Consider the following 12594-nt stretch of genomic DNA (forward strand, 5'->3'; position numbering starts at 1 on the left):
CGGAAAGCGGTGCAAACAAGGCCGTCAGGGGCCTTGTGAGATTTTTCACCGATAGTACTATCGGTGAAACTACTCTCGGGGGGCTTACCGGGAGGAGGCGCACATGCGGCGCTCCATGATCTTGATTGCTTCTGTCTTGTCCCTGGCCCTGGTCGCGTGCAGCGGCCCCCGTCCGACCGCGGAGGGACCGCCGGGCGCGGGGGCGTCCCCCGCGGGATCACCCGTCCAGGGGGGACGGCTCGTCTACGCGCTCAGTGCCGACGCCAACGGGTTCAATCCCGTCACCGACCAGTTCGCGTCCCAGAGCTACAGCATGACCGGGACGATCATCGAGGCCCTCGTCTCGATCGACGCCCAGGGCAACTGGAAACCCATGCTGGCCGAGTCCCTGACCCCCAACACGGACGCCAACGAGTGGACCATCAAGGTGCGCTCCGGGATCACCTTCTCCAACGGGGAGCCGCTGAACGCGGAGGTCGTCAAGGCCAACCTCGACGCGCAGAAGGCCTCGCCGCTCAACACGGCGGTGTTCGCGCCTGTGAAATCCATCGAGGTCACGGATCCGATGACGGTGAAGGTCGCACTGAACAACCCCTGGGTGGCGTTCCCCTACTACCTCGCCGCGCAGATCGGCATGATCGTCCCCAAGTCCTCGCTCGCCGACCCGAAGGCCGCCAGCCGCACGCCGGTCGGGACCGGGGCGTTCGTGTTCAAGGAGTACGTGCCCGGCAGCCGGTTCGTGGCGACGAGGAACCCGAACTACTGGCGCAAGGGCCTGCCGTACCTCGACGAGATCGAGTTCCGGATCCTGCCCGACAGCCAGACCCGGGCGCAGACCCTGGAGGCCGGCGGCGTCGACGCGATGGGCACCACGCGGGACGAGGACATCGTCAAGTTCGGCGGGCTCAAGGACGCCTACACCGTCGGCCGGGCCACCGGGATGGCGGTGCCGGAGTACATGTTCATGCTCAACACCGCCGTGGCGCCCCTGGACGACCTGCGGGTCCGCCGGGCGCTCGCCCACGGCACCGACCGCAGGACGGTCATCTCCACGCTCCGCGGCGGGCTGACCAAGGAGGCCGACAGCCCCTGGTCGAAGGACTCCAAGTGGTACGCCCCCGGAGGGAACTACCCGGCCTACGACCCGGCCAGGGCCACCGAGCTGATCAAGCAGGTCGAGGCCGAGAAGGGGCCGGTCACGTTCGAGATCATCTCGCCGCCCGACCCCAACACCATGCAGGGCATCGAACTCGCCCAGGACATGTGGCGCAAGATCGGCGTGGAGATGACGATCAAGCAGGTGGACCAGGCCGACCTGATCAACCGGGCGGTTACGGGCGACTACCAGGCCACCGTATGGGTGCAGTTCTCCTCCCCCGACCCCGACGGCGAGTACATCTGGATGCACCAGAACTACGCCCAGCCGGTCGGCGCCGTCTCCCTCAACTTCACCCGGCTCAAGGACGCCGAGCTCAGCAACGCCCTCGACACCGGCCGGAGCAACCCCCAGGAGGACGTCCGCAAGAAGGCCTACGCCACCGTGCAGCAGCGGCTGCGCGAGCTCGTCCCCTACGTCTTCATCGACCACCTCGACACCGGAGCCGTGATCGCCAAGACGAAGGTCAAGGGCATCGGGCAGCACGTCCTGCCGGACGGCTCCAAGGGGATGCCGCTGACCGGGTCGCCGATCCCGTACCACCCGTTCTCCCAGCTCTGGCTCGACCAGCCGTGATAGCCCTGCGGCTGGTCCGCCTCCTGCTCGTGCTGCTCGTGGTCACCTTCCTGTCCTTCCTCCTGCTCAACCTGCTGCCGGGCGACCCGACCACGCAGATCCTGGGCCTGTCGGCGAGCGAGGAGGCCCGCGAGCAGCTCCGCCGGGAGCTCCACCTGGACGACCCCCTGTTCAGCCGCTACCTGTCCTGGCTCGGCGGCCTGGCCACCGGCGACCTGGGCTCCTCCTACACCACGAGCGTGCCCGTCACCGAGGCGCTGGCCGAGCGGCTCCCGGTCACCCTGGAACTGCTGATCGCGGCGCAGGTGGTCGCGCTCGGCCTCGCCGTGCCGATCGGCGTCGCGGCGGCCCGCCGGGCGGGCCGGCCCCTGGACCAGGCGCTGACCGCGCTCAGCTTCGGGCTGCTGTCCACCCCGGTGTTCGTGCTCGGCGTGCTGCTGATCCTGGTGTTCGCCGTGAAGCTGCAGGTGCTCCCCGCCACCGGATGGACCCCGATCTCACTGGACCTGGGCTGGAACCTGACGTCGGTCCTGCTGCCCGCGATCACCCTCGGCTGCGCGCAGACGGCCGTCTACGCCCGGCTGCTGCGCACGGACCTGATCGCCACCCTGCAGGAGGACTACATCACGCTCGCCCGGGCCCGAGGCCTGTCCCCCCGCCGCATCCTGTGGCGGCACGCGCTGCGGCCCTCCGCCATCTCGCTGATCACCGCCATCGGCCTGAACCTCGGGGCGCTGATCGGCGGCGCGGTGATCATCGAGACGCTCTTCGGGCTGCCCGGCGTGGGCCGGCTCATCGTGGAGTCCATCTTCGCCCGTGACTATCTGACAGTGCAGGGAGGCGTGGTGCTGATCTCGGTCGGCTACGTGCTCGTCAACTTCGCGGTGGATCTCGTCTACGTCGCCGTCGATCCCAGGATCCGGCGTGTGTAGGCGGCTGGGCTGGAGTTTCTGGCTCGCACTGGGCTGGATCACGCTGGTTCTGGCGGCGGCGGCCACGGCCGACCTGCTCCCGCTGCCCCGCTACGACGAGACGCTGACCGGGCCGCCCCAGGCCGGCCCCGGCCCGGACCACCCGTTCGGCACCGACGGCCTCGGCCGGGACGTGCTGAGCCGGGTCGTGTACGGCGCCCGGGTCTCCCTCCTCGTCGGCGTCGGGGCGGTCCTGCTCGGCGTCCTGGTCGGCGCGCCCCTGGGCGTGCTGGCCGGGTACCGGCGGCGGGCCACGGACGCGATCATCATGGGGGTCAACGACATCGCGCTCGCCTTCCCCGCGCTGGTGTTCGCGCTGGCCGTGGTGGCGTTCGCGGGCGCGAACCTGCTCAACGTGCTCATCGTGCTGGGCGTGCTCGGCGTCCCGGCCTGGGTCCGGCTGGTGCGCGGCGCGACCATGGTCTTCTCCGAGCGGGAGTTCGTCGCCGCCGCGCGGGTGCTCGGCGCCCGGGACCGGACCGTCCTGTGGCGCGAGGTCGTGCCCAACGTGTCGCTGCCCGTCCTGTCCTACGCCTTCATCGGCATGGCGGTGGCCATCGTGGCCGAGGGGAGTCTCGCCTTCCTCGGCCTGTCGGTCCAGGCGCCCACCCCCACCTGGGGCGGCCTGATCAACGAAGGCCGTCCCCTGATGGAGAACGCGCCGCACGTCGTGCTCATCCCCTCCTTCGTCATGTTCCTGACCGTGCTGGCCTTCAACCTGATCGGAGACCGGCTGCGGGCCATGACCGACGTGCGGCAGAGCAACCTGGAGCCGGTACGGCGCCGCACGGCCGACCGGCTGCCCGCCCGGCCGCACGACGTCGAGGAGGGCGTCCTCCTCCAGGTCGCCGACCTGCGCACCCACTTCACCACCGCCCGCGGCGTCGTCCGGGCCGTGGACGGCGTCTCCTTCACCCTGGAACGCGGCCGGACCCTGGCGATCGTGGGCGAGTCCGGATCGGGCAAGTCCATGCTGATCCGTTCCGTCCTCGGCCTGACCCCGCAGGCCGGGACGCTGCGCGGCGGGCACGTGTACCTGGACGGGCAGGACCTGACCGAGCTCGACGACGGGCAGATGCGGCACATCCTCGGAACCCGGCTCGCCGCGGTCTTCCAGGACCCGATGACGGCCCTCAACCCGGTCCGGACGATCGGCGCCCAGGTCATGGAGCCGCTCATGGTCCACCTGGGCATGAAGCGCAGGGCCGCCCGCGCCCGCGCCGCGGAGCTGCTGGCCTCGGTCGGCATCCCCGAGCCCGCGCGGACCCTGCGCCGCTACCCCCACCAGCTCTCCGGCGGCATGCGGCAGCGCGTGACGATCGCGATGGCCCTGTCGTGCGGCCCGGACATCCTGTTCGCCGACGAGCCGACCACCGCGCTCGACGTCACCGTCCAGGACCAGGTGCTCCGGCTGATCCAGCGGCAGCGCGAGGAGCGGCACATGGCCGTGGTCCTGGTCAGCCACGACCTGTCGGTGGTGGCGGAGTGGGCCGACGAGGTCATCGTGATGTACGCCGGCAAGGTCGTCGAGCGGGGCCCGGCGGCCACACTGTTCGAGCGGACCCGCATGCCGTACACGGAGGCGCTGCTGCGGGCGGTGCCCAAACTGACCGACCCCGCCCACCACCCGCTCCGCCTGCTGCCCGGCCGCCCGCCCGACCTGGCGCACCCGCCGTCGGGCTGCGCCTTCCACCCCCGCTGCCCCTACGCCAGGGAGCGGTGCGCGGCCGAGGAACCGCCCCTGTTCCAGGCGGAGACCCCCGACCACCTCTACGCCTGCTGGTATCCGGTGGGGACCGGGGCCGGGGTCGTCGAGACGTCGCCCGAGATGACCGGGGCCTCCGGGGCGGCCGAGGCGCTCAAGGCCGCCGAGGAGGCGGAGGAGGCCGCGGAGCTCACGGAACTCGCGGGACTTGCGAGGTCCCCGAAGTCCCCCGAGTCCCGCGAGTCCCGCGAGTCCCGTGAGCTCGCGGAACACGAGACGACCGACGTGATCGAAGGAGCCGACAGCCGTGGCCGGTAGCGGGAACGCCCACCTCCGTCCCCCCGAGGAGGTGGTGCTCCGGGTGGAGGACCTGGTCGTGGAGTTCCCCGCGGGGCGGGGACGCAGCGTGCACGCGGTGTCCGGGGTGAGCTTCGACGTGGCCCGCGGGGAGACCCTCGGCATCGTCGGCGAGTCCGGCTGCGGCAAGTCCACGACGGCGCGGGCGCTGATGCAGCTGCCCCCGCCGCTGCGCGGCTCGGTCCGGCTGGACGGCGTGGAGCTGACCGCCCTGCGCGGGGAGGCGCTGCGCAGGACCCGCAGGCGGCTCCAGATGGTCTTCCAGGACCCGATCTCGTCGCTCAACCCGCGGCGCCGGGTACGCGACATCGTCGCCGAGGGGCCGCGTGTCTGGGGCGCGGGCGCGGACCGGGTGGACGAGATGCTCACGGCGGTCGGGCTCGACCCCGCCACCGCCGCCACCCGGCGCCCGCACGAGTTCTCCGGCGGGCAGTGCCAGCGCGTCTCCATCGCCCGGGCCCTGGTGCTCGACCCCGAGGTCGTCATCTGCGACGAGCCGGTCTCCGCGCTGGACGTCTCGGTGCAGGCCCAGATCCTCGCCCTGCTGGAGGAGCTCAAGGAGCGCTACCGGCTGACGCTGGTGTTCATCGCCCACGACCTGGCGGTGGTCAAGAACGTCAGCGACCGCATCCTGGTGATGTACCTCGGCAAGGTGTGCGAGCTCGCCTCCGGCGACACCCTGGTCGGGCGCCCGGCGCACCCCTACACCCGGGCGCTGCTGGCCTCGATCCCGCGCGGCGGGCTCGGCCTGCCCCCCGCCGACCGGCTGATCAGCGGGGAGCCGCCGTCTCCGGTGACGCCGCCCAGCGGGTGCCGCTTCCGTACCCGCTGCCCGGTGGCCACGCCGCTGTGCGCGGCCGAGGAGCCGGTGATGCGCCGGATCGGAGCCGATCACTGGGTGGCGTGCCACCATCCGCAGGAGACCGGGGAGGTCCGGGAGACCCCGGAGGTCAGGTGATCGGCTCCTCCCACGCGGCGTTCCAGGTGGCGCGGTCGACCGCGCCGGTGACGGCCAGGTCCTTCTCCTCCTGGAACGCGCGGCAGACGTCCCGGGAGGACGGGCCGTAGAGGCCGTCGACGTCGATGTCCCAGCCGCGCTCGCGCATCTGGCGCTGCCAGGTCCGGACGTCCTCGCCGACCATGACCGGCGGGTATTTGAGCGTGCGGCCGGGGAAGGAGGGGTGCGGCTCGGGTGGTTCGGGGTCCCCGTCCCCTCCGGGGCGGGGGGCGCCGCGCCGGATCCACGCGTAGAGCGGGTCGCCCGGGCAGGAGGTCGAGTAACCGTCGCGGTGGCCCTTGATCTCACGGCCCGCGCCGCCCCGGTCGCGGAGGTATTCGACGGCGTCGAGGATGGCGTGCAGCATCGCGTCGTTCGGCTGGACCAGGCCGGATGAGCCGACGAGGCCGAGCACGGCGTAGTGCGCGCTGTTGAGCCCGGCGCCGTTGGCGGCCGGGAGACGCTTGGGCCCACGGCCCACGAATACCTTTCTATGCGGACATGCGATCATGGAATAGCCGATGTCCACCCAGCCATTCCCGTCCATATGGTGGCTTTGGATGGATTTAACTAGTTTTACGCATCTCGCATGATCATTAACAATTCCCGGATCGACGCGGCCGCCCGTGTAGTGAATTTTCACACCTCTGGTCGAGGTGAGTGAGCTGTAGGAACCACGCGGGGAGCGGGCCCCCCATTCACGACGGGACACGAGGTCGATGGGCACAGAAATCTCCAGGGGGTTGAGCAATCGCGCCTAATCGGAGCGTAATAGGTGACGCACCGCACGCCAGGAGGTTTACCCATTGATCTAGCTTGCATATCAGTACGGCACACCTCCGAAAAATTGACCACGCCCCACTCTCCACCTCTGGCATCGTTAAACCCGCACTATGCCCGTACCATCCGGTATCGCTAGCCTTGCCTCCGTGACGGCCACTCCCCTCGTCCCCGGCGACCCCGTACGGCTCGGCGCGTTCCAGCTGGCCGGACGGCTCGGAGAGGGCGGCCAGGGCGTCGTCTACCTGGGGCACGCGCCCGACGGCGAGCCGGTCGCGGTCAAGCTGCTGTTCCGCGCGGACCCGGAGTCCCGCCGGCGGCTCGCCCGGGAGCTGGCGGCGCTGGAGAGCATCGCCACGTTCTGCACGGCGCGCGTGCTGACCGCCTCGGTGGACGGGCCGCGGCCCTACGTGGTCAGCGAGTTCGTCGACGGCCCCTCCCTCGAGCAGCGCGTCAAGCGGGGCGGCCCGCTGCGCGGCGGCGAGCTGGAGCGCCTGGTCGTCGGCACCGCCACCGCCCTGGCCGCGATCCACGCCGCCGGGGTCGTCCACCGCGACTTCAAGCCCGCCAACGTGCTGCTCGGCCCGGACGGCCCCCGGGTGGTGGACTTCGGCATCGCCCGGGACGAGGCCGCGGCCACCCACACCTCCGGGCTGGTCGGCACCCCGGCCTACCTGTCCCCCGAGCAGATCTCCGGTTCCCCGGCCTCGCCCGCCTCCGACGTGTTCGCCTGGGCGGCGACCATGGTCTACGCGGCGAGCGGGCGTCCGCCGTTCGGGGCCGACACCGTGCCCGCCGTGCTGCACCGCGTCCTCACCCACCATCCGGACCTGTCGGCGCTGCCCGCCCGGTACGGCGCGCTGATCGCCTCCTGCCTCGACAAGGACCCCGCCCGCCGCCCCACCGCCCGCGATCTGATGATCGGGCTGGTGGACCCGGGCACGCGCACCCCGCCCTCCACCGAGGACCTGGTGCGGATCGGCAGCGTGATCGCCTCCCCCGGCGGTCCTCCGGACGGCACCGGCGCCCCGGGGCACCCGGACGGGCCCGGTCCGGCCGGTCCGGCCGGTCCGGCCTCCACCGGCTTTCCCGCCGCGGCGAACGATCCCCGTTCCGCCCCCGGTTTCCCCGCCGGTCCGGAGGCGACCGGCCCCGGCCGGTCCGCCCTCACCACCCAGGCGGGGCGGAAGCGCTCCCGGGGGCTCGTGGTCGGCTCGGTCCTGGTGGCGGTGGCCGTGCTGACCGTCGCCGGGGTCGTCGCCTGGTTCGCCTTCGGCGGTCCCGGGCTCTCCGGCGCATCCGGCCGGAGCACCGCGCCGCCGAGCGCGACTGACCTCCCGGCGGCCGAGAGCACCGCCCCCGCCCCGGGCGAGACCGCGTCCGCGGAGCCCTCCGAGAACACCGACCCCTCTCCTGCCGGGAACGGGCCCAAGATCCCCGCCTCCTTCGCGGGCAAGTGGTCCGGTGACGGCATCACCTCGACCAACCCGATCGCACCGGGCCCCAAACGGATCGAGGTGGAACTCGAAGCGGGCAGGGCGGACGCGGGCTGGGCCGAGCCGGGAAACGGGTGCACCGGCCGGATCACCCTGCAGAAGGTCGAGAAGGACACTCTGATCTTCGCGCTGGGAGCCAACAGCGGCGGCTGCATCGCGGGGACCGTCTGGCTCGCCAAGAAGGGCGACCTGCTCACCTACACGTGGAAGGACCAGCCCGGACTGGGCCTCGTCACCGAGACCGGTGACCTGTCCAAGGAGTCGTGACGCGGATCGTAAAACCCTTCGACCTCCGCGGCAGTGGGCGGGATCATGGTCGTCATGTCCGTGTTGAAGGAGGTACGTTTCGCACCGGAGCAGCGCCCGGCGGAGCTGCCGATGAACATCTACCTCGATGACGCCGACAACCCCGTCGACGTCATCGACGCCCTCGCGCTGTCCCCGTTCGCCACCGGCGCCCAGCCCTGGGCCCGTACGGCGAGCCTGGAGCGGGTCCGCGCCGACGCCGCGCTCATGCCCGCCGGCGGGACGCTCGTCCGGGCGGCCCGGGAGGAGGACGGCCGGGAGTCGCGCCTGGTGACCGGGGAGGGCTGGACGCTGCGCGTGATCCGGTACAAGAACCGGTCCGCCACGGTCAGCGTGACCGCGGTCACCGAGGAACTCGCCCGGTCGGTGATCGCGGAGGTCTCCGAGGGCGCGACGGAGCCCGCCCCGGAGAGCGACCACGTCGTGATGGGCTTCTGGTGGCACAGCGGCCACGGCAGCCGCCGCTCCGGCAAGCCGATCACCGCCTCCCCGTGGGCGGAGGTGCGCGGCAACTACGCCAGATCCCTGCACACCCCGCTCTCCCGCCTGATGTCCCTCACCCCGGACGACGTCCACGGCCGCCTGATCCTGCTGCACGGCCCGCCGGGCACCGGCAAGACCACACTGCTGCGCACGCTCGCCCACGAGTGGCGGTCCTGGTGCCAGGTGGACTGCGTGCTCGACCCTGAGCGGCTGTTCGGCTCCCCCGGCTACCTGATGGAGGTGGCCGTCGGCGTCGACTCCCACGACGACGGCGAGGACGGCGAGAAGTGGCGCCTGCTGGTGCTGGAGGACTGCGACGAGCTGATCAGGGGCGGCGCGAAGGAGGCGGCGGGCCAGGGGCTGTCCCGCCTGCTCAACCTGACCGACGGCCTCCTCGGCCAGGGCCGCGACGTCCTGGTCGCCATCACCACCAACGAGGACCTGGCCCGCCTCCACCCGGCCGTGGTCCGCCCGGGGCGCTGCCTGGCCCAGGTCGAGGTGGACGCGCTCCCGTACGACGAGGCGGCCGCCTGGCTCGGCACCGCCGAGGGCCTGTCCCCCTCGGGCGCCACCCTCGCCGAGCTGTTCGCCCTGCGCGACGGCGTGGCCTCCTCCCAGGCCACCGCCCCCGACACCACCGGCCTCTACCTCTGATACCTCTGATACCGCTACCTCTGAGGGGCGTCCCGTCCGGAGCCCGGAGTCACCCGTGCTCCGACGGGATCACCTCACACCTGCTCGGTGGGCATGACCACGATCTGCGGGAAGTTGACGTGCCGGGGGCGCGCGACGGTGAAGGCGACCAGCTCCGCCAGGTCGGCGTCCGACAGCCAGTCGAAGGCCCCGCGCCAGTCGTCGATCAGCGCGTTCGCGTCCGGGTGGTCGACGTGCCCCTGCAACTCGGTGGCCACCAGGCCGGGCTCGATGGTGGTCACGCGGACCTTGCGCGGACCGAGTTCGGTGCGCAGGTTGCGGGAGAAGTGGGACACGGCGGCCTTCGTCGCGCAGTAGACCGCGAAGCTCGGGAAGGCGGCGTGGGCCGCGACCGAGGAGATGTTGACCAGGTCGGCGGTACGGCCGTCGGCCGCGGCGGCCAGCAGATCGGGCAGGAAGGCGTCGACCACGCGCAGCGCGCCGGTGAGGTTGGTGTCGATCATGCGCTGCCAGTCGCCGGTACGGCGGTCGGCGAAGGGCGCGGCCAGCATCACGCCGGCGTTGTTGACCACCAGGTCGACCCGGCCGAGCCCGTCGGCGATCCGGGCGGCGCCCGCCTCCACCGAGGCGGGGTCGGCGACGTCGACCCGGACCGGCAGGGCCGCCTCCCCCAGCTCGGCGGCGAGGCCGTCGAGCCGGTCGGCGCGGCGGGCCAGCAGCGCCACCCGGGCGCCCCGGGCGGCCAGCACCCGGGCGGTGGCGGCGCCGATCCCGCTGGAGGCGCCGGTGACGACGGCGACGCGGCCGGTCAGCGGCAGGCCGGCGGAGGTGGTCTGTACAGCGGTGACGGTCATCGCTCTCGGTTCCCTTCAGACATCGGGTGTTCGCTTTCGCGGACACCATGCTGCGAGAGCCGCCGCGGACGACCCAGAGTCCTGCCCCACCGGGATCCGGCGAACCTGGGTCTGACAGAACCAGGATGAGGCGGACGGGAGCGTCCATACTGAACGCCGTGAACACACGTGCGGAGCTGGCCGAGTTCCTGCGGACCCGCCGGGCCCGGCTGCGGCCCGAGGACGTGGGGCTGCAGCCGTTCGGCGGTGCCCGCCGCCGCGTCCCCGGGCTGCGCAGGGAGGAGCTGGCCCAGCTCGCCGGGGTGAGCGTGGACTACTACGTGCGGCTGGAGCAGGGCCGGACGAACAACGTCTCCGAGGAGGTCCTGGAGGCGGTGGCGCGCGCGCTGCGGTTGAGCGAGGACGAGCGTGCGCACCTGGGCAACCTCGCCCGCCCGGCGCCCGCCCGGCGCCGTCCCGCGCCCCGCGCGGAGCGGGTGCGCCCGGGGCTTCAGCGGCTGCTGGACATGGCCGAGGGCATCCCGGCCTACATCATCGGACGCCGCGGGGACGTTCTCGCCTGGAACCGGATGGCCGCCGCGGCGTTCGTCGACTTCGGCGCGCTGCCGCCGGCGGAGCGCAACTGGGCACGGATGATCTTCCTGAACGAGGACGTCCGGGCGCTGTTCGCCGACTGGCGGGCCAAGGCGCAGGAGACGGTGGCCCATCTGCGGTTGCGGGCCGGGGCCTATCCGGACGACCCCCAGCTGGCCGCGCTGGTCGGCGAGCTGTCGGTCAAGAGCGAGGACTTCCGCCGGTGGTGGGCCGACCACAACGTCAAGGACAAGACCAACGGCCGCAAGGTGGTGCGCAACCCGCTGGTCGGCGAGCTCGTGCTGGACTACGAGTCGCTGCGCCTGCCCGACGACCCCGACCAGGTGCTCGTCGTCTACACCGCCGAGGCCGGCTCCGCCTCGGAGGCCTCGCTGCGGCTGCTGGGCAGCTGGCGGGCGGGGGAGACCAGCCGGCCGGACCGGCACGCGCAGCGGCCCGCCCGATGAGCCCGGCGGCCGCCGCCCGGGCGATCGGCGGAGGGGCGGCGGAGGGGCGGGCGATGAGCGGGCGCCGCGTCCGTCCGGCTCGCCCGGTGGGGCCGCGTGACAAAATGACTCGCGCTCTTTTTCCGGCAATCAATACCGTAAGTGGACGTTTAGGACTCCCAGCCGGAATGAGGCGGCGCCGCGTGACATTGGATCTGCTCTTGGACCTGGAGACCCAGGATCCCGACGACATTCTGACCCTCTGCCTGGTGGCGACGCATCCGGCGGTACGGCTGCGCGCCGTCACCGTCACCCCCGGCTCTCCCGCCCAGGTCGGACTGGTCAAGCTCGTGCTCGGACGACTGGAGCGCCACGACGTCCCGGTCGGCGCCGGCGATCCCGGAACCGGCAAGGACCACGTGTCGGCCTTCCACCACCGCTGGCTCGGCTCCTCCGCCGCCGCCCCGGCGGACGCCTCGCCCGCGGAGTTGATCGACCGGACCCTGCGCCACCATCCGGAGGCCACCCTCCTCACCGGCGGCCCTCTGCGCAACCTCGGCCGGTTGCTCGGCGAGCACCCGCAGGCACGGCTGAGCCGCTGGGTGGCCCAGGGCGGGTTCGCCGGGGACAACGTCGTGCCGCCCGGGCACCGGCTGCCCAAGTTCGACGGCCGCCTCACCTGCCCGACGTTCAACTTCAACGGCGAGCCCCGGGCCGCCCGGCTCGCGCTGTCCTCGGGCGACCGCATCGGACGGCGGGAGCTGGTCTCCAAGAACGTCACCCACGGCGTCGTCTACGACCGGCGCTTCCACGAGCGGCTGCGGCCCGTACGGGACCGTTCAGCCGGTCTGGCCCTGCTGTTCGACGGCATGGAGCACTACCTGCGCAAGAAACCGGGCGGGAAGCTGCTGCACGATCCCACCGCGGCCTGCGTCGCCGTCGACGCGGCCATCGCCGCCTGGGCGGAGGTCGAGATGGTCCAGGACGAGAGCGGCGCGTGGGGCGCGCTCCCGGCCGTCGGCAGCGGGACGTTCATCACGGTCGGGATCGACCACGAGCGGCTCTTCCAGACCTTCATCGGCCAGGCCCCGGCGGGCACCGTGCCGCCTCCCGCCGCGGCCTGAGTCCCGCAGCACCGGCGGTTCCCACGCGTCTTCCCCCTCCCACCACACGAGTGCATCCTCGGCGCGGAGCCGACGTCCCGCTCCCACCCTTTCCAAAACTGTTTGAAGTGTTATAT

Annotated in this window: 10 protein-coding genes; 8 read left to right on the top strand and 2 right to left on the bottom strand. The window is 72.2% G+C overall.

What is annotated here, in order from left to right; genetic code table 11:
• Positions 1 to 103: 103 nt before the first annotated feature.
• The 4 genes from IEZ08_RS02685 to IEZ08_RS02700 are packed head-to-tail and all read left to right on the top strand — an operon-like array spanning position 104 to position 5723.
• On the top strand, positions 104 to 1732 hold the full coding sequence (locus tag IEZ08_RS02685) for an ABC transporter substrate-binding protein (protein WP_084779977.1): 1629 nt from the start codon (positions 104 to 106) through the stop codon (positions 1730 to 1732).
• Entirely contained in the window at positions 1729 to 2664 is a 936-nt protein-coding gene (locus IEZ08_RS02690) for an ABC transporter permease (RefSeq protein ID WP_203863285.1), read from the top strand. Before IEZ08_RS02685 ends, IEZ08_RS02690 begins: the two co-directional genes overlap by 4 nt.
• The gene (locus IEZ08_RS02695) at positions 2657 to 4726 is read left to right on the top strand and encodes a dipeptide/oligopeptide/nickel ABC transporter permease/ATP-binding protein (RefSeq protein WP_189241579.1); all 2070 of its coding nucleotides are present in this window, start codon (positions 2657 to 2659) and stop codon (positions 4724 to 4726) included. The genes IEZ08_RS02690 and IEZ08_RS02695 overlap by 8 nt, the downstream gene beginning before the upstream one ends.
• Positions 4716 to 5723 (top strand): ABC transporter ATP-binding protein, encoded by a 1008-nt coding sequence (locus IEZ08_RS02700; RefSeq protein ID WP_068922892.1) that lies wholly within the window; start codon positions 4716 to 4718, stop codon positions 5721 to 5723. Before IEZ08_RS02695 ends, IEZ08_RS02700 begins: the two co-directional genes overlap by 11 nt.
• Here the strand turns inward: IEZ08_RS02700 and IEZ08_RS02705 are convergent.
• Positions 5716 to 6243, bottom strand: coding sequence for a peptidoglycan recognition protein family protein (locus tag IEZ08_RS02705; RefSeq protein WP_229802871.1), 528 nt, complete (start codon positions 6241 to 6243; stop codon positions 5716 to 5718). The two genes, IEZ08_RS02700 and IEZ08_RS02705, sit on opposite strands and share 8 nt — an antisense overlap.
• Positions 6244 to 6691: 448 nt before the next feature.
• On the opposite strand from IEZ08_RS02705, the gene IEZ08_RS02710 reads away from it, so the two are divergent.
• Together IEZ08_RS02710 and IEZ08_RS02715 are read left to right on the top strand one after the other, a co-directional pair.
• On the top strand, positions 6692 to 8305 hold the full coding sequence (locus tag IEZ08_RS02710; RefSeq protein WP_189241581.1) for a serine/threonine-protein kinase: 1614 nt from the start codon (positions 6692 to 6694) through the stop codon (positions 8303 to 8305).
• Positions 8306 to 8359: 54 nt separating this feature from the next.
• Positions 8360 to 9481: a DUF5925 domain-containing protein gene (locus IEZ08_RS02715; protein WP_068928674.1), complete on the top strand. Its 1122-nt coding sequence runs from the start codon at positions 8360 to 8362 to the stop codon at positions 9479 to 9481.
• 74 nt (positions 9482 to 9555) lie between these two features.
• On the opposite strand, the gene IEZ08_RS02720 is transcribed toward IEZ08_RS02715, so the two are convergent.
• The gene (locus IEZ08_RS02720; RefSeq protein ID WP_068922889.1) at positions 9556 to 10335 is read right to left on the bottom strand and encodes an SDR family oxidoreductase; all 780 of its coding nucleotides are present in this window, start codon (positions 10333 to 10335) and stop codon (positions 9556 to 9558) included.
• Positions 10336 to 10493: 158 nt separating this feature from the next.
• Here IEZ08_RS02720 and IEZ08_RS02725 point away from each other — a divergent pair, with 158 nt between their 5' ends.
• On the top strand, positions 10494 to 11375 hold the full coding sequence (locus IEZ08_RS02725) for a helix-turn-helix transcriptional regulator (protein WP_373294320.1): 882 nt from the start codon (positions 10494 to 10496) through the stop codon (positions 11373 to 11375).
• A 182-nt stretch (positions 11376 to 11557) separates the two neighbouring features.
• Entirely contained in the window at positions 11558 to 12478 is a 921-nt protein-coding gene (locus tag IEZ08_RS02730; RefSeq protein ID WP_229802872.1) for a nucleoside hydrolase, read from the top strand.
• Positions 12479 to 12594: the final 116 nt, after the last annotated feature.

This window comes from Planobispora rosea (genome assembly GCF_014648175.1).
Classification (GTDB): domain Bacteria; phylum Actinomycetota; class Actinomycetes; order Streptosporangiales; family Streptosporangiaceae; genus Planobispora; species Planobispora rosea.

Bases quoted from the DNA above. Each gene is read 5' to 3' on its own strand.
- IEZ08_RS02685 (WP_084779977.1), top strand. From the start codon at position 104: ATGCGGCGCTCCATGATCTTGATTGCTTCTGTCTTGTCCCTGGCCCTG.
- IEZ08_RS02715 (WP_068928674.1), top strand. From the start codon at position 8,360: ATGTCCGTGTTGAAGGAGGTACGTTTCGCACCGGAGCAGCGCCCGGCG.
- IEZ08_RS02720 (WP_068922889.1), bottom strand. From the start codon at position 10,335: ATGACCGTCACCGCTGTACAGACCACCTCCGCCGGCCTGCCGCTGACC.